Genomic DNA, 20,474 nt, shown 5'->3' with positions numbered 1-20,474 from the left:
CGCCGACCGGGGCGGCCGAGGTGGAGAGGAGGGATCGTCGTGGTCAGCATGAGCCAGACCAGCGTGCCGCGCTGGGCGTGGGACGCCTCCGCGCCCGCTGCCGAGCCCGACCTGCGGGGCCGCGTGTTCACGCTGGTCGTGCTCCCCGGGGCCGGGGACGTCGCCGACCGCTGGTCGACGGCGTTGGCGGGGCGCGACGTACGGCGTCACGAGTGCGGCGACGTCGACGCCGCGGTCGCCGCGCTGCGCGCCGACCTCGCGGTGGCGCGGGTGGGCCACCGGGTGCTCGTGGCCGGTACGGCGCGGGAGTGCCTCGCCGTGCGTGCGGCCGGCGTCCGGGCCGGGCTGGGCGACGACGAGATGGCGTTCGGAGTCGTCGACACCGCGGAGCGGGCCGTGTGGTGCGTGCACTGCGACGCCACGACGCACGCCGCCGTCGAGCTCGAGGCCGTCGTGCCCTGCACGGGCTGCGGCCGTCGGCTGCTCGTCTACCCCCACGTCTCGCGCCTGACCGGCGCGCACCTCGGGTTCATGGTGGACGCCGAGACGCCGGCCGACGGCTCCGCCGCCCGCCCCGCCGACGGCTCCGCCGCCCGCTCGGAGGGGGAGGCCGCGTGAACGCCCGGATCGAGCTCGTCGTCGCGACCGTCGACGACGCGGTGCCGGGGATCCGCTCGCTCGCGCTCGCCCACCCCGACGGCGACCGCCTGCCCTCGTTCACGCCCGGCAGCCACCTCGTGCTCGACGTGCCGGCGGGGGAGGGACGGCCGCGGCGCGCGGCCAACGCCTACTCGCTGACGGGGGAGAGCAGCGACCCGCGGCACTACACGATCTCGGTGCTGCGCTGCGCGCCCGCCGCCGAGGGCGGCTCCGCCTGCGGCGGCTCCGCCTGGGTGCACGGCCTGACGGTCGGCGACCGGGTCACCGCGACCCCGCCCCGCAGCGCGTTCGCGCCGATCCACCTGGCCACCCGGCACCTGCTCGTCGGCGCCGGCATCGGCATCACCCCCCTGCTCTCCCACCTCCGCTCGCACGTGCGCTGGGGCCGGGACGCGGAGCTGGTCTACCTGTTCCGCGACGGGCACGGCGCCCACGTCGACGAGCTCAAGGAGCTCGGCGGCGACCGGGTCACCTTCCTCGCCGACCGCGCCGGGCTCGCCGAGGACCTCGCCGTGCGGCTCGCCGACCAGCCGCTGGGCACCCACCTCTACACCTGCGGTCCCGCCGGGTTCATGGACGCGGTGGTCGACCTGGCGACGGAGCTCGGCTGGCCGTCCAGCCGGGTGCACCTCGAGCCGTTCGGCGTCGCGGCGCTCGACCCGGGCGACCCGTTCACGGTCGGCGTCGCGGGGCAGGTTCTGGAGGTGCCGTCGGGCACCAGCCTCCTCGAGGCGCTCGAGGACGCCGGCCACGTCGTGCCCAACCTGTGCCGCCAGGGCGTCTGCGGCGAGTGCCGCGTCGACGTCGCTCCCGGGAGCAGCCCCGTGCTGCACCGCGACCTGTTCCTCGACGAGGAGACGAGGGGCGCGGGCGACTGCCTGATGGCCTGCGTCTCCCGCGCCGTCCCCGCGGCCGACGGCCGCGCCCACCTGGAGGTGACCCTGTGACCCCGCCCCCGATCCTGTCCCCGGCGGCCCCGACGACCGCGCCCGACCTCGTCGCCGGCTTCCCGTTCCCGTTCCCGAACCCCACCTACCGCTACACCACCAACGTCGAGCCCGCCCGCGGCGTCGTCACGACCCCGGCCGGCCAGTGGGGCGCGGCGGTCGTCGACGTCGACTCCGCGTACGCCGAGGAGCTGGCCGAGAGGGCCGCGATCCTCGAGCGGGACCCGTCCCGCCACGCGGTGCTGCCCCACATGGACGTGGCGTGCTGGGACGCGATGCTCTGCCTCATGCGGGAGCTGGCGCTGGCGCGGCCCGACGCGTTCGCGCTCGAGCCCCTCGAGGGTCCGCGCGCGGCGTACCGGTGGCGCAACGACCTGCTCGGCATCGACCACGCGTTCGTGCTCGGCGACGCGAGCACCCTGCCGGAGCCGCCGCTGCGCTGGATCACCGCGCAGGTGCAGGAGGACGTGGTGCTGCTCGACGAGCGCGACGGCGTGCTCTACGGCGACGCCGGCGTGGTCACCTTCGCGGCCGACTGGTCCTTCGGGTTCGACGTCGGGATGAGCTTCCTCGAGATCCACGGCCCCGTGCCGCGGATCCACTCCGAGGGGGTCATCACGCGGGCGCACGAGTTCATCAAGCGCCTCCAGCCCAACGAGACCTACCGGCGCACGAACTGGACGCTCACCGTCCACCGCCGGCTCGACGTCTCCACCGAGACCTACCCCGACTGGGGCCCGGACCGCCCGATGGTCCTGGGCGTCGACGACGAGACGTTCGGACGTCTCGTGCACCTCCGCACCGAGGTGCAGCACCTGGTCCGACTCCCCGAGTCGGGCGCCGTCATGTTCCTCATCCGCAGCTACCTGCTGCCCTTCGACGAGCTCGCGCGCGTCGAGGAGTGGCGGGAGCGGGCCGCGGCGGTCATCGCCGAGCTGCCCGAGGACATGGCCGACTACAAGGGCATCGCGACCTACCGCGACCGTGCAGCGGCGTGGCTGCGCGCGCAGGCCCCGACCCCCTGAAGCCCCCGCTCCACCCCCGAGAAGGAGAACCGCATGCCCGCAGCAGACGTCGCGTGGATGCTCGCCGCACTGGCGCTCGTCATCATCATGTTCCCGGGCATCGCCCTGTTCTACGGGGGCATGGTGGGCAGCAAGAACGCGCTCAGCATGATCATGATGACGATGAGCACGCTGGGCACCACCACCGTGCTCTACGTGCTCTTCGGCCACGGCCTCGTGGTCGGTGACTCCGTCGGCGGGCTCGGGCTCATCGGCAACCCCGACGGCTACCTCGGCTTCCTCGGGATCTACGACGACCCGGGCGAGGCCCAGCTCGTCGACCCCTACTGGTTCGCGTTCTACATCCTCTTCGCCGCCATCACCGTCGCGATCGTCGCCTCCGGCGCGGTCGGCCGCATGAAGTTCGGCGGCTGGCTGGTCTTCTCCGCCATCTGGGTCACGCTGGTCTACTTCCCGCTCGGCCACTGGGTCTTCGCCTACGACGGCGAGGGCACGGTCGGTGGCTGGATGCGCAACGACCTGGGTCTCCACGACTACGCCGGCGGCACGGCCGTCCACATGTCCGCGGGTCTCGGCGCGCTGGCGCTCGCGATGGTGCTCGGTCCCCGCAAGAACATGGGCAACCGGCCCCACAACCTCCCGCTGGTGCTCCTCGGCGCGGGCCTGCTGTGGATGGGGTGGTTCGGCTTCAACGGCGGCACGGCGGGTGGCGCCAACTTCCTGGCGCAGTACGCCGTGCTCACCACCCTCATCGCCGGCTCCACCGGCATGATCGGCTTCTGCCTCGTCGAGAAGATCCGCGACGGCGCGCCCACCACCCTCGGCATGGCGTCCGGCATCATCGCGGGTCTCGTCGGCATCACCCCGTCGGCCGACGCGGTCGACTCCCTCGGCGCGATCGTGGTCGGCATCGCCTCGGGCGCGTTCGTCGCCTGGGCCTGCACCTGGAAGACCAAGCTGGGCGTCGACGAGACCCTCGACGCGTTCGCCGTGCACGGCATGGGCGGCATCGTCGGCTCGCTCTGCGTCGTGCTCATCGGCTTCTCGGGCTCGCCCGCCGGCATCGAGGGCGTCCTGTTCGGCGGCAGCTGGGACATCGCCTGGCGCGAGGTCGTCGCGATCGGCGCCACCTGTGCCTACGCCTTCGTCGTGACCTGGGTGATCGCGAAGGTGCTCGACAAGACGATGGGCCTGCGGGTCAGCGAGGAGGACGAGCTCGCCGGGCTCGACCTGTCGCAGCACTCGGAGAGCGCCTACGACCTCGAGCGCTCCAGCGGTCTCGGCCAGACGTGGTCGGAGCGTCCGAGCGGCGCGCCCACCACGGACCGCATCGCGGCCCTGGCCAAGGAGTCCGCCGCCGCGGAGGAGTCGGCCCGGGCCTGACCGCTCTCTCGGCACCCACCCGCAGGGGTACGGCGCGGCACAAGCCGCGGCGTACCCCTGCGGCTGTGGAGGAGGCAGGCAAGAGCGTCGGGCGCGGGTGGCATGCTCGACGGATGAGCTCCTCCGCCGCGTTCACCCCGCCGCCCACCGACCTGACGCGTCCCACGCTCACGGGGTCGTTCGGGATGGCGGCCGGCACCCACTGGCTCGCCGCGGCGAGCGCGCAGTCGGTGCTGGAGCGCGGCGGCAACGCGTTCGACGCGGCCGTGGCCGGGGCGTTCGTGCTCCACGCCGTCGAGCCGCACCTCAACGGCCCGGGCGGCGACCTCGTGGGGATCGTCGCGCCCGCCGGCGCCGACCCCGTGGTCGTCAACGGTCAGGGGCCCGCGCCGGCCGGGGCGAGCATCGCCCACCTGCGCGCCGAGGGTCTCGCCGACGTGCCCGGCAGCGGGGCGCTCGCCGCGGCCGTGCCCGCGGCCGTCGAGGCGCTCCTCGGGCTGCTCGAGGAGCACGGCTCGTGGGAGCTCGGGGACGTGCTCGCGCCGGCGATCCACTACCTGGAGGACGGGCACCCGGCCGGGGTCCAGCTGTGCCGCACCATCGCGACGATGCGGGAGCACTTCACCGACCACTGGCCCGACTCGGCCGCGCTCTGGCTCGCCGACGGCCGCGTCCCCGAGCCCGGTGACGTCGTGCGCAACCCGACCTACGCCGCGACCCTGCGCGCGTTGGTCGCGGCCGGCACCGACGAGGACTCGCGGGGTGCGCGCATCCGCGCGGCCCGCACGGAGTGGCGGTCGGGCCGCGTGGGCCGCGCGATGGTGGCCGGCGCCGCTCGGCCGCACCGGCACTCGTCGGGCACCGACCACGCGGGCGTGCTCGCCCTCGCCGACCTCGACGCGGACCACGTGCGGCTCGAGGAGCCGGTGACGCTGGAGTTCCGCGGCACGACGGTGCACAAGGCGGGCTTCGGCAGCCAGGGCCCCGTGCTGCTCCAGTGCCTCGCGATCCTCGACCAGCTGCCCGACGAGCGGCTCGACCCGTCGACGGCCCTCGGGGCGCACACGGTGCTCGAGGTGCTCAAGCTGGCGCTGGCCGACCGCGACGCCTACTACGGGTCCGGGGCCGACCCGGCGGTGCTGGCGCACCTGCTCACGCCGGCGTACGCCGCGGACCGGGCCGCGCTGGTCGGCGCGACCGCCTCGCTCGAGCACCGGCCGGGTCTGGTCCCGGGGGCGACGCCCTTCGCGCCGCCGCTGCGCACGCCCGCGGACGTGGTCGTCACCGGCCCACCGGGACCGGGCCAGCCGACGCGTCCGGCGGCCGGGGTGGGGGAGCCCACGGTGGGACGCCACGGCGAGACGCGGGGCGACACCTGCCACCTCGACGTGGTCGACGCCGCGGGCAACCTGGTGGCGTTGACCCCGTCGGGCGGGTGGCTGCAGTCGTCGCCGACCATCCCCGAGCTGGGCTTCTGCCTGGGCACGCGCCTGCAGATGACGTGGCTCGACGAGGCCAGCCCCTCGGCGCTGCGTCCCGGTGCGCGACCGCGCACGACGCTGAGCCCGACGGTGCTGAGCCGCGACGGCCGGCCCTTCGCCGCGCTCGGCACGCCCGGCGGCGACCAGCAGGACCAGTGGCAGCTGCTCTACCTCCTGCGGCTCCTCGTCGGCGGCTGGAGCCCGCAGGCCGCGATCGACGCGCCCGCGTTCCACACGACCGCGGCGGTGAGCTCGTTCTGGCCGCGCACCTGGGAGCCCGGTGGCGTCGTCGCGGAGGCCCGTCTCGGAGCGGCGGTGCTCGCGGAGCTGCGGGAGCGCGGGCACGTGCTGACCGTGGCGGGCGACTGGACGCTCGGTCGCATCTCGACCGTCGGCCGCGACCCGCGGTCGGGCTGGCTGTTCGCGGCGGCCAACCCCCGCGGTGCGCAGGGGTACGCCGCCGGTCGATGATGGACGCGTGACCGCGCCCGCTGCTGCCGCCCCCCGCACCGACTCGCTCCTCGACCACCCGCGGAGCCTCGCGCTGCTGCTGGTGCTCACCTTCTCGACCGGCGTGGCCGACGCCGTCGGCTACCTGGGCCTCGACAAGGTCTTCACCGGCAACATGACCGGCAACGTCGTCATCCTGGGCATGGGCGCGGCGGGCGCGGACGGCCTCCCCGTGGTGGGCCCGGTGTGCGCACTGGCGGCGTTCATGGCCGGGGCGGCCGTGGGCGGCCGCTGCGTGCGGGGCCACGACGCCGGCTGGGGCCGGCGGGTCTCGCTGCTGATGATCGGGGTGGCCGTGCTGCTGGCGGTCACGGCGGCCTCCACGGCGCTCGAGGACGGCGTCGGCGAGGGCGGCGCGGCGACGGTCGTCGTCGCGGCGGTCGTCGCCGTCGCGATGGGCCTGCAGGCGGCGCTCGCCCGGCACGTGGCGGTCAAGGACGTCACGACGGTCGTCGTCACCTCGACGATCACCGGTCTCGCGGCCGACTCGTGGCTGGGCGCCCGCACGGGCCAGCCGTGGGTCCGTCGCCTGCTCGCCATCCTGCTCATCGCGGCGGGTGCCGCCGTCGGGGCGCTGCTGCTGCGGGTGGACCTCGCCGCCGGGCTGGCGCTGTCGGCGGTCCTCACCCTCGTGGTGGCCGGGCTCGCGGCGTACTGGTCTCGCCCGAACGGATGAGTGGGTCCGTTCCTCGCCGGCCCGCTGTGGCCCGGCCGGTAGGTTGCTGAGGTGACGCTCTGGGACGGGGCAGGCCCCGACCTGCATGCGCAGTACGAGGCCATCGACTGGGCGTCGACCCCCCTCGGTCCGCCCGACGCGTGGAGCGGCACCCTCCGCGGCGCGTTGCGCACCATCGTGAACTCCCGGTTCCCCGCCGTGCTGCTGTGGGGCGAGGAGTTCGTGCTGCTCTACAACGAGGCGTACGTCGAGCTCATCGCCGACAAGCACCCGGCGGCCCTCGGCCGCACCGCGCAGGCCGTGTTCCCCGAGGCGTGGGCCGAGATCGGTCCGCTCATGCAGGGGGTGCTCGACGGTGGCGGGTCGTTCCGCGTCGACCGCACCCTCATGCCGCTGCACCGTCGCGGGTTCCTCGAGGACTGCTGGTTCACCTACTCCTACTCGCCCGTGCAGGGCTCCGACGACCGCATCGAGGGCGTGCTCGACATCGCCGTCGAGATCACGTCCATGGTGCTCGCGCAGCGCCGGGCGATCACGCTCACGGGGCTGGCCGACGTGCTCGCCGGGGCGACGTCGCCGCAGGACCTGCGGTCACGGTCGCTGGCGCTGCTGCGGGGCATCACCGACGAGTTCGCGGCGATCGACCTGCGGCTGCCGGGGGAGCCGGTGGACGCGTCGTACGGCGCGGGGGCGGGCCTGCCGCTGGAGCCCTCCGCGGCGCTGGTCCCGACCGCGGCGTACGTCGAGGAGACCGCCGCCGGTCGCGTCGTCTGGCTGCAGCTCGGGCAGCCGGCCCCGGGCGAGGAGGTCCCGGTGCTGGTGGCCCGGCAGAGCGACCGCCTGCCGTTCGACTACCACTACCGGCACTTCCTGCGCGGCGTCGCGAACGCCCTCACGCAAGCCCTGACCCGCATCGAGCTGCTCGCCTCCGAGCGGCGGCAGGCGGAGGCGGAGCGCAACGTCTCCGTCGCGCTGCAGCGGGCGCTGCTGACGCCGCCGCCGGAGCACGAGCGGCTGGCGGTGGCGGTGCGCTACGTCCCCGCGGCGCACGTCGCGCAGATCGGTGGGGACTGGTACGACGCGTTCCTCCAGCACGACGGCTCCCTCGTGCTCGCCATCGGGGACGTCGCCGGCCACGACCTCGCCGCCGCGGGCACCATGGCCCAGGCGCGCAACCTGACCCGCGGCATCGCGGTGGCGACCGTCGACGGGCCCGCGAAGGTGCTCGAGGGCCTGGACCGGGCGCTGGAGCTGCTGGAGGTGCGCTCGATCGCGACCGCCATCGTGGCGCGGGTCGAGCCGCTCGAGCGCCTGGAGCAGCTCGATCCCGAGGCGCCGGGCGACCGGTGGCGCTTCGTGTGGTCCCGCGCCGGCCACCCGCCCGCCGTCCTGCTCCACCCCGACGGCAGGACCGAGGTGCTCGCCGCGGGCGGCGAGACGATCCTGGGCGTCGAGCCGGACACGGTGCGCTCCGACCTCGCCGTCCACCTCCCGGTGGGGTCGACGGTGGTGCTCTACACCGACGGCCTCGTCGAGCGCCGCGGCATCCCGCTCGACGTGAGCATCGAGGAGCTGTGCGCGGCGTTGGCCGCGGGCGCCCACCTGGACGCCGAGGCGCTCAGCGACCACCTGCTCTCGACCCTCGTCGTGCCCTCCGAGGAGGAGGACGACGTCGCGCTCGTCGTGTTGCGCGTCCTGTCCTGAGGCAGGGGTCAGAGCGGGCGCCGCACCGCCAGCACGGTCGTGTCGTCGTCCTCGGTGCCGTCGCGGATCGTCAGGACGCGGTCGACCCACTGGTCGAGCGGGACGGCGGGGTCGTACGTCGCGAGCGACCGCACCACGGCCGTGCGCTCGTCCATGTCGACGCCCCGCCGCTCCACGAGCCCGTCGCTGTAGAGCATGAGCGTCTCGCCGGGCGCGAGCGTGAAGCGCGTGACCGGCGCCTCCGACGCCCCGAAGCCGAGCAGCGGTCGGGCCGTCATCGTGAGGTCCGCGGTGCCGTCCGGCGCGGCCAGCAGCGGGGGGAGGTGGCCGGCGGCGGCGAGGTCGACCCGTCCGGTCGCCAGGTCCACCTCGGCGGCGACGGCCGTCGCGACGTGCTCGCGCAGCAGGCTGAGCATGAGGTGGTCGAGCTGGTCGAGGGTCTGGGCGACGGTCGAGCCGGCATACATGTAGGCGCGCAGCGCCGTGCGCAGCTGGATCATCGTGGAGGCCGCCTCGACGCCGTGGCCGGCGACGTCCCCGAGCACGATGACGACCCGGCCGGGCGCGATCTCGAAGGCGTCCCACCAGTCGCCGCCCATCTGCACGGTGGACGCCGGCAGGTAGCGGGCCGCGACCTCCAACCCGTCGAACTGCGGCACCTCGCCGAGCACCACGCTCTGCTGCACCGCCTCGGCGACCTGGACGTGCTCGCGGGCCCGGGAGAGCAGCAGGCCCGTGACGTGCACGCCGAGCGCGTCGGCCGCCTCGACCTGCCACGGCTCCCACGGCAGCGACCGGCCGCGCACCACCTGGCGCCACTTCTCGAACGAGCGGCGGGGGCTGAGCCGCACCTCCGGCCCCTCGGCGGCGGCCACCTGCTTGTTGCGGGGGTCGCCGCCCCAGTCGACCGTCTGCTCCTGCTCGGGCCGCAGCCAGAGGATCCACCGGTCGGCCTCGGCGCCGATGCGCAGCGCGCCCGCGGCGTACCGCGCCACGTCGGGGAGGTCGCCGAGCCGCGGCTCGAGCGCCGACACGTCGTCGGTGTACGTCGCGTAGCTCTCCTTGTCGGCCAGCACGTGCGCGATGGCGCGGAGCTCGTCCTCGCCGGGCACGGTGCCCGCCGTGACGAGGAGGTCGTCGTGGGCGAGCGCGGCCCCGGTCGCCCCCATGAGGGTCAGCAGCTCGGGGTCGGCGATGAGCGTCGCGAGCGGGTTCTCGGGGCTGGTGGTGATGCGGGTGACCATGCCGGCGAGCATCGTGCGGGCGCGCAGGGCGGCCTCGCGGCCCTCGGCGCGCTCCCGCTCGCCGATCAGCTGGGAGGCGACCTGGGCGAGGAACTCGGCGGCGCCGCGGGCGTCCTGCGCCGGACGGTGCGGACCGGAGTAGTGGTGGCAGGCGATGAGGCCCCACAGCTCGTCGTCGACGACGAGCGAGATCGACTTGGAGGCGGTGACGCCCATGTTGCCGAGGTATTCCAGGTGGATCGGCGACACGCTCCGCAGCCGGGAGAACGTCAGGTCGAGTGGTGCGCCGGTGGCCGGGTCGACGATGGGCTCGAGCGGCGCCGGTGTGTAGGAGACGTCGGCGATGAGGCGCGTCCCGTTGATCGTGTAGAGCCGCCGCGCCTGGGCGGGGATGTCGGTCGCCGGGTAGTGCAGCCCCAGGAACGCGTTGAGGTCGGGGCGCCGCTGCTCCGCGATCACCTCGCCGTTCCACTGCGGGTCGAAGCGGTAGACCATCACCCGGTCGAAACCGAGCAGCTCGCGCACCTCGAGGGCCAGGTGGTCGGCGAGGTCGGCGATCGACCCGGTCCCGGTGAGCCGGGCCATCGCGCCGCGGGCCGAGCCGTAGGACAGCAACAGGTTGCCCGTGCCGACGACCGGCTCGAGCTCGACGACGATGCGGTCACCGCTGCGCACGACGTGCACGTCGAGCTCCCTGCCCCGCAGCCGGCCCGGGCCGTCCGGCAGCACCAGCACGAGCGGCTCCGTGGGCAGGCCCGCGTCGACCCGCGCGGCGATCGCCGCCGCGGCGGCGGGACCGAGGAGGTCGGCGGGCGCGGCGCCGATCACCGCCCCCTCCGGCACGCCGAGCAGCCCGGCCGCGTTCGCCGACGCGATCACCACCGTGTCGAGCCCGGCGTCGAGCGCCAGCAGGATGCCGTGCGGCTGGATGGCGCCGGGCACGTGGATCGGCTCGCGGTCGCAGTTGGTGAGGTCGGCCTCGGGGTAGGCCGGCGTGTGGGCCACGCCGTGGGGTCGCACCACCGGCTGGGGCACGGGCTCCACGGTCGACCCCCTCCCGAGCGCAGGCGGCGACCCGGGCGGTCCGGGAAGCCGGTCGATCCGCCCGACCCTAGGGCGCGGGCGACCGGCGGCGCCACGAGAGCGGCCCACACTCACCCTCCGGGGTGATCTTCCCGCCGTCGGGGGCTCAGCCCAGGCGGCCGTGGGCGGCCAGCACCCGCAGCGCGCGGAGCGTCACGAGCCCGCGCCACTCAGCGCTCTGCCCGGGGGACCAGGCGAGCCAGTCGAAGGTCCAGCCGCCGTCGTCCTGCTGCCCCGCCTCGAGGCGGTCGAGGTCGGCGGCCACCTGGTCCGCGGTGAAGAGCCCGCGGCTGCGGCCCCGCGGGCGGGGCGCCACGTCGAGCAGGTGCAGGCGCTCGCCGTCCGTGCCGCCCGGGACCGGGATCGTCCCCTCGGCGCCGACGAGGTCGCGCAGTCGCTCGACCGCGGCGTCGGCACGGGCGGCGTCCGGGTGGTCGTCCGACACGGCGTCGAGCAGGTCGAGGGCGAACTTCACGCTGTAGGCGTCGAGCGGCTCCGCTCCCTCCAGGCGCGCCCAGCACCAGGCCGTGCCCACGCCCACCCACGGCAGGTCCCGCCCGTGCAGCGCCCCGGCGAGCCCGAACGTCAGGTGGGAGCCGCCGGGCGTCGGCTGCATCCAGGGACCGCGCGGGTGCTCCGCCGTCGCCGCCACGACGAACGGCACCCCGCCGCCCGCCTCCGCGACGCCCGCGACCCACGCCGCGACGCCGCGCACGAGGTCGGCGGTGGCGGGGTCGTCGAGCGTCCCGACCTCGGCCAGCACCTCGAGCGCGGCCAGGGCGGCCGTCGGCTCGCTGTGCGGTCCCCGCACGTCGGGCTCCAGCGCGCTGCCGAAGCCCCCGTCGGCGTTGGCGTAGGGCCGCAGCGCCGCCACCACCCGGTGCCTCGTGCCCGTGCCCAGCAGCAGCTCCGCCCGGCGGCGGTCGAGCAGGCGGGCGTTGGCCTCGACGAAGGCGACGGCGGCGGGGAGGTCGATGCTCACGCCTCGCACGCTAGGGGAGCGGTACGCCGCTGGCGACCCCCGCGCCGTACCGGGACGTCATGCGGTGCGGTGGCGCGGGGCCGCGGTTCGCATGACGTCCGGTGGGTGGTGGCGGGGTGCGGGCGGGGTGCGGCCGGGGTGCGGCCGGGGTGCGGCCGGGGTGCGGCCGGGGTGCGGCCGGAAGTGTGCGGTTGGTGCGGCTGGGGTCGGGTGGGGCGGGTCCCAGCTGCACAGTGCGTGGCCTCGGATCCGTGCGGGGGCGTGGGTACGTCGTCGGTGAGCCCGCGCCGTACCGGGACGTCATGCGGCGCGGCGCCCGGGACCCGCGGTCCGCATGACGTCCGGCGGGGGACGGCGAGGGGAGGGGGCAGGAGTGTGCGGTTGGTGCCGCCCGGATCGCGCCGGTCCTGTCCCAGCCGCACATTTCGCGCCCCCGACGAGCGCCCGCGCGCCGCGACCCCGCCGCGACCCGGCGAGCGCCCGCGCACGCCAGGCGCGCCCCCTGCGCGGGTCCGGGTACGTCGCCGGCGACCCCGCGCCGTACCCAGGACGTCATGCGGTGCGGTGCCCGGGGCCCGCGGTTCGCATGACGTCCGGAGGTCGGCCAGGGGGGAGCCTCAGCCCGCCTTCGGGTCGGCGGCGGTCGTCAGGTGCACCTCGACGGTCGTCGCTCCGGCGTGGGTCGTGACCTCCCACCGGTCGGAGAGCCCGTCGACGATGAGCAGCCCGCGGCCGCGGGGCGCGTCGAGCTCGGGCTGCTGGACCTGTAGCCGCGCGCCGTCGGCGGTCACCGGGGGGAGCCCGGCCGCCGGGGCCCGGTGGGGGTGGCAGCGCTCGCACCGGGGGTGGGGACCGTGGTCGGTGACCCGCAGCACGACGGCCTCGGGCGACGTCTCCCAGGCGAGGTGCAGGGTCTCGTTGGGGCAGGGGAAGCCGTGGTCGAGGCTGTTGGCGACCAGCTCGTGGAGCACGAGCAGCGCGTTCTCCCCCACGACCTGGGTGGTGCCGGCGGTCGCGAGGTGGTGCCGGAGGAGGCGCCGGGCGAGGTCGGCCCCGCGGCTCGTGAACGGCACCTCGGTCTCGAAGGCCACCACCTCAGCCATCGCTCTCCACCACCTCGACGCCCGTGATCATGAGGACGCGGTGGGCGACGGTGCCCGGTGCGGCGACGACGGTGAGGTCGGCGCCGTGCAGCCGCATGCGGCGGCGCAGCGACAGCAGCGTGCCGATCCCGAGGCTGGGCAGGAACTCGGCGCGGGTGAGGTCGAGGGTGATCGACTGCGTGAGGCCCGTGGAGGCCGTCGTGATCGCGCGGTCGAGCTCCTCGACGTCGCGGAACCCCCAGACGCCGCCGGTCACGGTCACCGTGCGCGTGGCGGGGTCCACCACGGACGCGAAGGGGGGCTCCTCCATGGGGGAGAACCTATCGGTCGCGGGGCTCGAGGCGCACGACGACGGACTTCGACGTCGGTGTGCGGGACGTGTCGGCGTAGGAACCGAGCGGCACGAGCACGTTGGTCTCGGGGTAGTACGCCGCGGCGCACCCGCGCGGTGTGCTGTAGGCCACGCAGCGGAAGGCCTGGGCGCGGCGCTCGCCGTCGCTCCACTCCGACACCAGGTCCACCACGTCCCCGTCGGCCAGACCCTGCTCGGCGAGGTCGTCGGCGTGCACGAGCACGACCCGGCGACCGCCGTGGATGCCCCGGTAGCGGTCGTCCTTGCCGTAGATCGTGGTGTTGTACTGGTCGTGCGACCGCAGCGTCTGCAGCAGCAGGCGGCCCGCGGGCACGTGCGGGTACTCCAGCTCGTTCACCGTGAACTCCGCCTTGCCGGACGGCGTCGTGAAGCCCCGCTCGTCCCGCGGTCGGTGCGGCAGCACGAACCCGCCGGGCACGTCGATCTTCGCCTCGAAGTCCTCGAACCCCGGTACGACGCGGGAGATCGACGCCCGGATCGTCGCGTAGTCGTCGCGGAACGCGCGCCAGTCGGCCCGGGGAGCGTTGTCCCGGCCCTCCAGGAGCCGCTCGGCGAGCTCGGAGATGATCGCCACCTCGCTCCGCAGCTCGTCGCTGGCGGGGGCCAGCCGTCCCTGGGAGGCGTGGACGGCGCTCATGGAGTCCTCGACGGTGACGCGCTGCGGGCCGCTGGCCCGCACGTCGGCCTCGGTGCGCCCGAGCGTCGGCAGGACGAGCGCGCGCCGCCCGTGCACGACGTGGGAGCGGTTGAGCTTCGTCGACACCTGCACCGTGAGGTCGAGGGAGCGGAGCGCCGCCTCGGTGACGGCGCTGTCGGGGGTGGCGCGGGCGAAGTTGCCGCCCATGCCGAGGAAGACCTTGGCCCGGCCGGCCGCCATGGCCTCGATGGCCGCGACGGTGTCCCAGCCGTGCTCGCGGGGCGAGGCGAACCCGAACTCCGCGTCGAGGTGGTCGTGGAACCACTCCGGCATCTGCTCGAAGATCCCCATGGTGCGGTCGCCCTGCACGTTGGAGTGGCCGCGGACGGGGCACACGCCGGCGCCGGGGCGGCCGATGTTGCCCTGCAGGAGCAGGAGGTTGACGACGTCGCGGAGCGTGGCGACGGAGTGCTTGTGCTGGGTGAGGCCCATCGCCCAGCAGACGATGGTGGAGCGCGAGCCCAGCAGCAGCCGGGCGACCTCCTCGATCTGCTCCCGCTCCAGGCCGGTGGCGGTCGCGACGTCGTCCCAGTCGAGCGCGGCGAGGTGCGCGGCGTACTCCGCGAAGCCCCGGGTGCGCTCCTCGACGAACGCGTGGTCGAGGACGGTGCCGGGGGCGGCCTCCTCGGCCGCGAGGAGGAGCGCGCCGAGCGCCTGGAACAGCGCCTGGTCACCGCCGAGCCGCACCTGGAGGAACACGTCGGCGATCGGCGTGCCGCGGCCCACGACGCCACGGGCTTTCTGGGGGTTGTCGAAGCGCAGCAGGCCCGCCTCCTGCAGCGGGTTGACCGCGACGACCGTGCCACCGTTGCGCTTCGTCTTCTCCAGCGCCGACAGCATGCGGGGGTGGTTCGTGCCGGGGTTCTGGCCCGCGACGATGACGAGCTCGGCGGTCTCGACGTCGTGCAGCGAGACCGATCCCTTGCCGATGCCGATGGTCTCCGTCAGCGCGGAGCCCGACGACTCGTGGCACATGTTGGAGCAGTCGGGGAGGTTGTTGGTGCCGAGGCCCCGGGCCAGGAGCTGCCACAAGAAGGCGGCCTCGTTGGACGTGCGGCCCGACGTGTAGAAGACCAGCTCGTCGGGGGAGTCGAGCGCGGCGACCTCGTCGGCCACCACGGCGTACGCCTCCTCCCACGTCACGGGCCGGTAGTGCGTGGCCCCCTCGTCGAGCAGCATCGGGTGGGTGAGCCGGCCCTGCTGGCCGAGGGCGAAGTCGTCCCAGGTCGCCAGCTCGGCCACGGAGTGGGCGGCGAAGAACTCCGGCGGCACCCGGCGTCGCGTCGCCTCCTCGGCGACGGCCTTCGCCCCGTTCTCGCAGAACTCCGCCGCGCTCCGGTGGTCGCCCTCCGGCCACGCGCAGCCCGGGCAGTCGAACCCGTGCTTCTGGTTGACCAGCCGCAGGGTCTCGCCGGTGCGCACGGGACCCATCTGCTCCACCGCGATCTGCATCGCGTGCGTCACAGCCGGCACCCCGACGGCACGCTGCTTCGGCTTGCCGACCGTCAGCGCGGTCTCGTCGATGTTGGCGACGGCGGGGGTCGCGTCATCTCGTCCCATGTCCGCCATCATCCCCCTCCGGTGGCGGGCGCGCGGTCAGCCCTCGTAGTTGCGGGTCGGGTAGAAGGTCGTCGGGTTCGCGTTCTGCCGGGCGCGGAGCCACTGCGTCCAGAGCACGACACCGATGGTGTCGGTGCGCTGGCCGCGCTCCCACGTGCCGCCGATGGGCTGGTAGTACGGCGCCAGCGCCTGCGTGCCCATCACGATGCCCGTCGGCGCCTGCTCGCAGGTGGCGGTCACGCAGTGCCGCAGCGCGAACGTGCGGTTCGCGACCCGCCACATGCCGATCTCGTCCTTGCCGTCGCCGTCCCAGTCGCCCGTGGTGACCTGGTACGCCGCGGAGACCGCCCCGAACTGGAAGCTCGTCGCCGTCGTGGCGCTCGTGCGGATCGCGAACACCTTGGTCTTGGTGTCGAGCAGGCCGACCTCGTCCTTGCCGTCGCCGTTCCAGTCGCCGGCGATCGGCTCGTAGCTGCGGCTGCGGGAGCCGAACGAGAACGACCCGATGCGACCCTCCTGCGTGCGCAGGTGGAACGTCGCCGTGGCGGGGTCGAAGACGCCGAGCTCGTCGGTGCCGTCCCCGTCCCAGTCGCCCGCGACGAAGCGCCAGCCGACCTTGCCGAACGTGATGATGCGCTCGGACTCGCCGGAGCCGGGGGCCACGTACTCCACGGAGCCCGCGTCGGACGCCTCGTTGGTCAGGTGCACCCGGTTGCCCAGCACCCCGGCGGGCGTGTCGACGCCGTCGCCGTCCCAGTCGCCCGTGAGCGCCTGGTCGAACTGGCTGAACCGGCCGTAGGACCGGGCCGGCACGTCGCGCGGCAGGAACTGCGACTGGTCGAGGGACGAGAGCGAGCGCTGGTTGTAGACCGCGCTGGTCGACACCGGCAGCCGCGGGTCGCGCTTCACGTGGCCGCCCTGGTCGGTCCACTGGCCGGAGTAGCGGCAGTACGTGCCGCGGATCGGGTCGGTGTGACGCCGCGTGGGCGGGCCGTACCAGAGGTCCGTGCGCGTCACGTTGCCGCGCCCGTCGAGGCAGTACGGCTGCACCGACGCCGGACCGTCCGGCCAGTCGCGGGTCGCGCCGAGCATGATGTTGTCCTCGATCAGCGACCCGGCGGTCTCGAAGGCCAGGCGGACGTTCGTCCAAGCGCCGAGGAAGGTGTTGCGCCGGATCGTGATGCCCGACGTGCCCGCGTTCGCCGTCGTCTGCGACGAGGCGCCCAGCTTGATGTTGGAGCCGTTGGAGGAGCCGGCCAGCACGTTGCGCTCGATGTAGCCCGGCCCGGAGCCCGTGTTCGGGTGCACGTAGATCAGGTGGTCGGTATCCGCCGCCGCGCCGCGACCGGGGTTGGACCAGATCGTGTTGTGGCTGATGGTCCAGTCCTTCGGCTGGCCCCACACCTGGACCATCCCGTAGGTGCCGAAGCAGCAGATCTTCGAGTTGCGCAGGATCCAGCCCGTGCCGCCCACGAACTGCACCAGGTAGCCCGGGGGCTCCGTCGTGTCGCGGTAGCGCGCGCCGTTGCCGGAGATGTTGAAGCCGTCGAACGTCCAGTACTGCGCGTTGTCGATGGCCAGCGGCTCGTCGAGGAACACCTGGTCGTTGGCGGCCTGCACGGTGATCCGCTTGTCGGGCGTGCCCGCCGCGAGACCGTTGGGCCGGATCACGTAGCTGTTCGGCGACGCGTAGCGCCCGCCCTTCACGAACAGGGTGTCGCCCGCCCGCAGCTTCTGCATCGACTGGCGGAGGTCCTTCCACGGCGCCGCCGACGTGCCGGGGTTCGCGTCGTTGCCGTTGGTCGCGACCCAGAAGACACGGCCGGTCGGAGCAGCGGCGGCAGCGGTGGCAGCGGCGGCTGCGGCGGAGCTGTCGATGGCAGCGGCGTCGGCGGACTGGGCCGCGACGGGGGAGCCCTGGGCGCCGAGCAGCACCGTCAGGGCGAGCACGAGCAGGACGGCGGCGCCACCACGCCGTGCACGCCGGTGGAACGGGAGGGAGGGCATGGTCGGAGGGTAGGCCTCCCCGTGCCCCGTGGCGACGGTTTCCGCCAGGTCACCCCCGCGCGGGCGAGGGGCTCGGGCCGGGGGCTCGGGCCGGGGGCTCGGGCCGGGGGCTCGTGGGAGAAGAAAACGCGGACGGACCCGACCGGGCCGAGGAAAGTGCGCGGCGGGGTCCTCGCTCGAAAAGAAAACGCGGACCGGAAGGCCCCTGGCCTCGGCGTGTCGGACCTCGCCGTCCGCGTTCTCTTTCGCCCGTCGAGGGCCGGGCACCGACCGGTCCGCGTTTTCTTTCCTGGTCCGCGTTTTCTTTCCCCGGGCGCGACCCCGGCCCGGGCGCGGCCCCCGGTCAGGAGGTGGGCACGTCGGCGGGGAGGTGCGCGTCGAGCCACCGGTCGAGGGCCGCGTACGCCGCGGCGCGGGGCTCGGCGAGCGAGAGGAACACGTCGTGCCGGGCGCCGGCGACGGGCACGACGTGGGTCTCGCCGCCGAGGCATCCGGCCCACCGGGCGATCTGGCGCACGTCGAGGATGTTGTCGGAGCGGTCGGTCACGTCCGTGACGCGGCGCGAGAAGCTGGTGCGGTCGGACCGCAGCACGAGCGACGGCACCCCCACGTCGAGGCCGCGGTGCAGGGTGGCGTGACCGCGGCGTACGGCGTTGAGCCAGCCCACCGTGATCGGGAAGCCCGCGAGGGGACGCAGGGCCAGGTCGTAGTCCCACTCGCCGCGCCCGCTGACGTGGAGGGCGTCGCCGTAGACGGTCGTCACGGGCAGGTCGAGGCGGCGCAGGGGCTGCACGCGGGAGACCGCCCGGAGCGCCTGGGTGACGGGTCCCCGCATGACGGGCTTGCCCTGCAGGTCGAACCAGGGGCTGTTGAGCACCTGGCCCACCACGGGCGCGACGCGGTCCTCGCGACGGCGGCGGTCGAGCCACAGCGGCAGCACGAGCCCGCCGGTCGAGTGGCCCATCACGACGACCGGCGCGCCGGGGTGGTCGGCGGCGATCGTGGCGAGGGCGGTCTCGAGCTCGGTGTCGTAGAGCGCCAGGTCGCTCGCGTAGTGCGCCGTCTGGTGGGGCTCCCGGGCGCGCCCGCACTTGCGGAGGTCGAGCGCGTGGAAGGCCAGTCCGCGGGCGGCGCAGTGGTGGGCGAGGTCGGTCTGGAAGAAGTAGTCGGAGAAGCCGTGCACGAACAGCACGGCGCCGACGACGGTCTCCTCGGGGCGTACGACGCGGCGCACGAGCACCGCGTGCACGTCGCCGCCCTCGCCGTCGGGGTCCTGCCCGAGGTCGATCCGGGCCTGCTCGAAGCCCTCGCCCAGGATGTCGGGTCGCCAGTCGCCCACGGTCGCCTCCCCGGGGGCGCTCATGCGTCGACCAGCCCGGGCTCGGCGGTGTCGGTCGCAGCGGTCGCAGCGGTGTCGGGCGCAGCGGGCACGGCCGTCGGTCGCGGCCGCAGCCCGGTCAGGGTGCGACCGAGGTCGCTGCGCAGGGTGGTCGCCGCGTCGAGCACGTAGTTCTGCCGCACGCGCCACGGCGCCTTGTCGCCCTGGCGCGGGAAGGCGTCGATGGAGCGCTGGACGTAGCCCGCGGCCAGGTCGAGCAGCGGTCGCGAGCCGAGGTCGCCGTCCGGGGTGGGCACGGCCGCGGCGTACCCGTGCTCCGCGGTCCACGCCAGCACCTTGCACACGAGGCGGTGGGTGAGGTCGGCGCGCAGCGTCCAGGACGCGTTCGTGTAGCCGATGCAGACCGCGAAGGAGGGGATGCCGGTGACCATGGCGCCGTTCCAGGTGTGCTGCTCGGGGAGCGTCACCTCGACCCCGTCGACGCTCGGGGAGATGCCGCCGAAGGCCCGGAGGCGCAGGCCGGTGGCGGTGACGACGACGTCGGCCTCGAGCACGCGGCCGGACTCGAGCCGGATGCCCTCGGGCAGGAAGGAGGCGATCCGGTCGGTGACGACCTCGGCCGCGCCGCTCTTGATCACCTTGAACAGGTCGCCGCCGGGGACGGCGCAGAGGCGCTGGTCCCACGGGTCGTAGGTGGGGGTGAAGTGGTCGGCGACGAGCTGCGGGTCGCCGAGGAACTTGGTCGTCAGCCCGGTGAGCAGCTTCCGCGCCTGCTGCGGCCGGCGGCGGCAGAACTGGTAGAAGGCCGTGGAGAACGCGATGTTCTTGGCCCGGATCGCGTGGTGCGCGGCAGCCGGCGGGAGGACGCGCTTGAGCCGCTCGGCGTTGCGGTCGACACGGGGCACGGCGCTGATCCAGGTGGGGGTGCGCTGCAGCATCGTCACGTGGCCGGCGGGTGCGCTCCCGCCGTTCCCGCTCTGGTCGGCGAGCATCGCCGGCACGAGGGTGACCGCGGTGGCGCCGGAGCCGATGACGACGACGCGCTGGTCGGCGTAGGAGAGGTCCTCGGGCCAGAACTGCGGGTGCACGACCTGGCCGGCGAAGTCCTCGATGCCGGGCAGGTCGGGGTGGTGGGGCTCGTCGTAGTCGTAGTAGCCGGCGCACGAGTAGAGGAAGCCGCAGGTCAGCGAGCGGCGCTCACCGGTGCGGGGGTCCTCGACCTCGACGGTCCAGCGGCAGGTGGCGGTGTCGAAGTCGGCGGCGACGACGCGGGAGGAGTACCGGACGTGCTCGTCGATGCCGAACTCGGCGGCCGTCTCCTCGATGTAGCGGAGGATCGACGGGCCGTCGGCGAGCGAGCGACCGTCACGCCAGGGCTTGAAGGAGTAGCCGAGCGTGTACATGTCGGAGTCGGACCGCACGCCCGGGTAGCGGAAGAGGTCCCACGTGCCGCCCATGGCCTCGCGGGCCTCGAGCACGACGTAGCTCGTGCCGGGTCGCTCCGTCTGCAGGCGGTACGCCGCGCCGATGCCCGAGAGGCCGGCGCCCACTACGACGACGTCGACGTGCTCGGTGCCGGGACCCGCGGAGCGACCGGTGGAGCGGCCGGTAGAGCGGTCGGTGGAAGTGCTCATGGTGTCGATGGTGCTCCCCGAAGCGGCCCGAAACTTGCCCCAGTGCGACATGATCTTGTCCTGACG

General features: G+C 74.5%; 15 protein-coding genes. 7 read left to right on the top strand and 8 right to left on the bottom strand.

Translation table 11 applies throughout. The features are described from left to right. The first annotated feature begins 48 nt into the window (after nt 1-48). The 7 genes from G3T38_RS21380 to G3T38_RS04185 all read left to right on the top strand — a co-directional run bounded on the left by G3T38_RS21380 (nt 49) and on the right by G3T38_RS04185 (nt 8,386). Nucleotides 49-618 (top strand): dimethylamine monooxygenase subunit DmmA family protein, encoded by a 570-nt coding sequence (locus G3T38_RS21380; protein WP_241728463.1) that lies wholly within the window; start codon nt 49-51, stop codon nt 616-618. Next, entirely contained in the window at nt 615-1,607 is a 993-nt protein-coding gene (locus G3T38_RS22490) for a PDR/VanB family oxidoreductase (protein ID WP_338037456.1), read from the top strand. The genes G3T38_RS21380 and G3T38_RS22490 overlap by 4 nt, the downstream gene beginning before the upstream one ends. Continuing rightward, nucleotides 1,604-2,632, top strand: coding sequence for a heme-dependent oxidative N-demethylase family protein (locus G3T38_RS04205; protein ID WP_338037455.1), 1,029 nt, complete (start codon nt 1,604-1,606; stop codon nt 2,630-2,632). The genes G3T38_RS22490 and G3T38_RS04205 overlap by 4 nt, the downstream gene beginning before the upstream one ends. Before the next feature lie 33 nt (nt 2,633-2,665). Continuing rightward, nucleotides 2,666-4,015, top strand: a complete 1,350-nt coding sequence (locus G3T38_RS04200) for an ammonium transporter (protein WP_163770835.1) — start codon at nt 2,666-2,668, stop codon at nt 4,013-4,015. Nucleotides 4,016-4,128: 113 nt separating this feature from the next. After that, nucleotides 4,129-5,967 carry a gamma-glutamyltransferase family protein gene (locus tag G3T38_RS04195; RefSeq protein ID WP_163770834.1) on the top strand — a complete coding sequence of 613 codons (1,839 nt, stop codon included), beginning with the start codon at nt 4,129-4,131 and terminating at the stop codon, nt 5,965-5,967. A gap of 7 nt (nt 5,968-5,974) precedes the next feature. Further along, the gene (locus tag G3T38_RS04190) at nt 5,975-6,682 is read left to right on the top strand and encodes a DUF1275 family protein (RefSeq protein ID WP_163770833.1); all 708 of its coding nucleotides are present in this window, start codon (nt 5,975-5,977) and stop codon (nt 6,680-6,682) included. Nucleotides 6,683-6,733: 51 nt separating this feature from the next. Beyond that, on the top strand, nt 6,734-8,386 hold the full coding sequence (locus tag G3T38_RS04185) for a SpoIIE family protein phosphatase (RefSeq protein WP_163770832.1): 1,653 nt from the start codon (nt 6,734-6,736) through the stop codon (nt 8,384-8,386). An 8-nt stretch (nt 8,387-8,394) separates the two neighbouring features. Here G3T38_RS04185 and G3T38_RS22485 read toward each other — a convergent pair whose 3' ends face one another. From G3T38_RS22485 to G3T38_RS04145, 8 genes are all read right to left on the bottom strand, one after another. Beyond that, nucleotides 8,395-10,674, bottom strand: a complete 2,280-nt coding sequence (locus tag G3T38_RS22485; protein ID WP_163770831.1) for a SpoIIE family protein phosphatase — start codon at nt 10,672-10,674, stop codon at nt 8,395-8,397. A gap of 145 nt (nt 10,675-10,819) precedes the next feature. Beyond that, complete coding sequence (locus tag G3T38_RS04175) at nt 10,820-11,695, bottom strand: hypothetical protein (RefSeq protein ID WP_163770830.1); 876 nt, start codon at nt 11,693-11,695, stop codon at nt 10,820-10,822. 617 nt (nt 11,696-12,312) lie between these two features. Further along, a complete protein-coding gene (locus tag G3T38_RS04170) occupies nt 12,313-12,798 on the bottom strand; it encodes an ATP-binding protein (RefSeq protein WP_163770829.1) in 486 nt (161 codons plus the stop codon). Further along, nucleotides 12,791-13,108, bottom strand: a complete 318-nt coding sequence (locus tag G3T38_RS04165; RefSeq protein WP_163770828.1) for an STAS domain-containing protein — start codon at nt 13,106-13,108, stop codon at nt 12,791-12,793. Before G3T38_RS04165 ends, G3T38_RS04170 begins: the two co-directional genes overlap by 8 nt. 10 nt (nt 13,109-13,118) lie before the next feature. Further along, the gene (locus G3T38_RS04160) at nt 13,119-15,428 is read right to left on the bottom strand and encodes an FdhF/YdeP family oxidoreductase (protein ID WP_163770827.1); all 2,310 of its coding nucleotides are present in this window, start codon (nt 15,426-15,428) and stop codon (nt 13,119-13,121) included. Between the two features lie 36 nt (nt 15,429-15,464). Next, complete coding sequence (locus G3T38_RS04155; RefSeq protein WP_163770826.1) at nt 15,465-17,435, bottom strand: FG-GAP repeat domain-containing protein; 1,971 nt, start codon at nt 17,433-17,435, stop codon at nt 15,465-15,467. 343 nt (nt 17,436-17,778) lie between these two features. After that, nucleotides 17,779-18,798 (bottom strand): alpha/beta hydrolase, encoded by a 1,020-nt coding sequence (locus tag G3T38_RS04150; RefSeq protein ID WP_174267604.1) that lies wholly within the window; start codon nt 18,796-18,798, stop codon nt 17,779-17,781. Further along, a complete protein-coding gene (locus tag G3T38_RS04145) occupies nt 18,795-20,408 on the bottom strand; it encodes a flavin-containing monooxygenase (RefSeq protein ID WP_163770825.1) in 1,614 nt (537 codons plus the stop codon). Before G3T38_RS04145 ends, G3T38_RS04150 begins: the two co-directional genes overlap by 4 nt. Nucleotides 20,409-20,474 lie beyond the last annotated feature (66 nt).

It is taken from the genome of Nocardioides zeae (assembly GCF_010686755.1).
GTDB classification, from domain to species: Bacteria; Actinomycetota; Actinomycetes; order Propionibacteriales; family Nocardioidaceae; genus Nocardioides; species Nocardioides zeae.
Note: the sequence above shows the minus strand (reverse complement) of the source record. Positions and strands in the feature narration are given on the sequence as shown.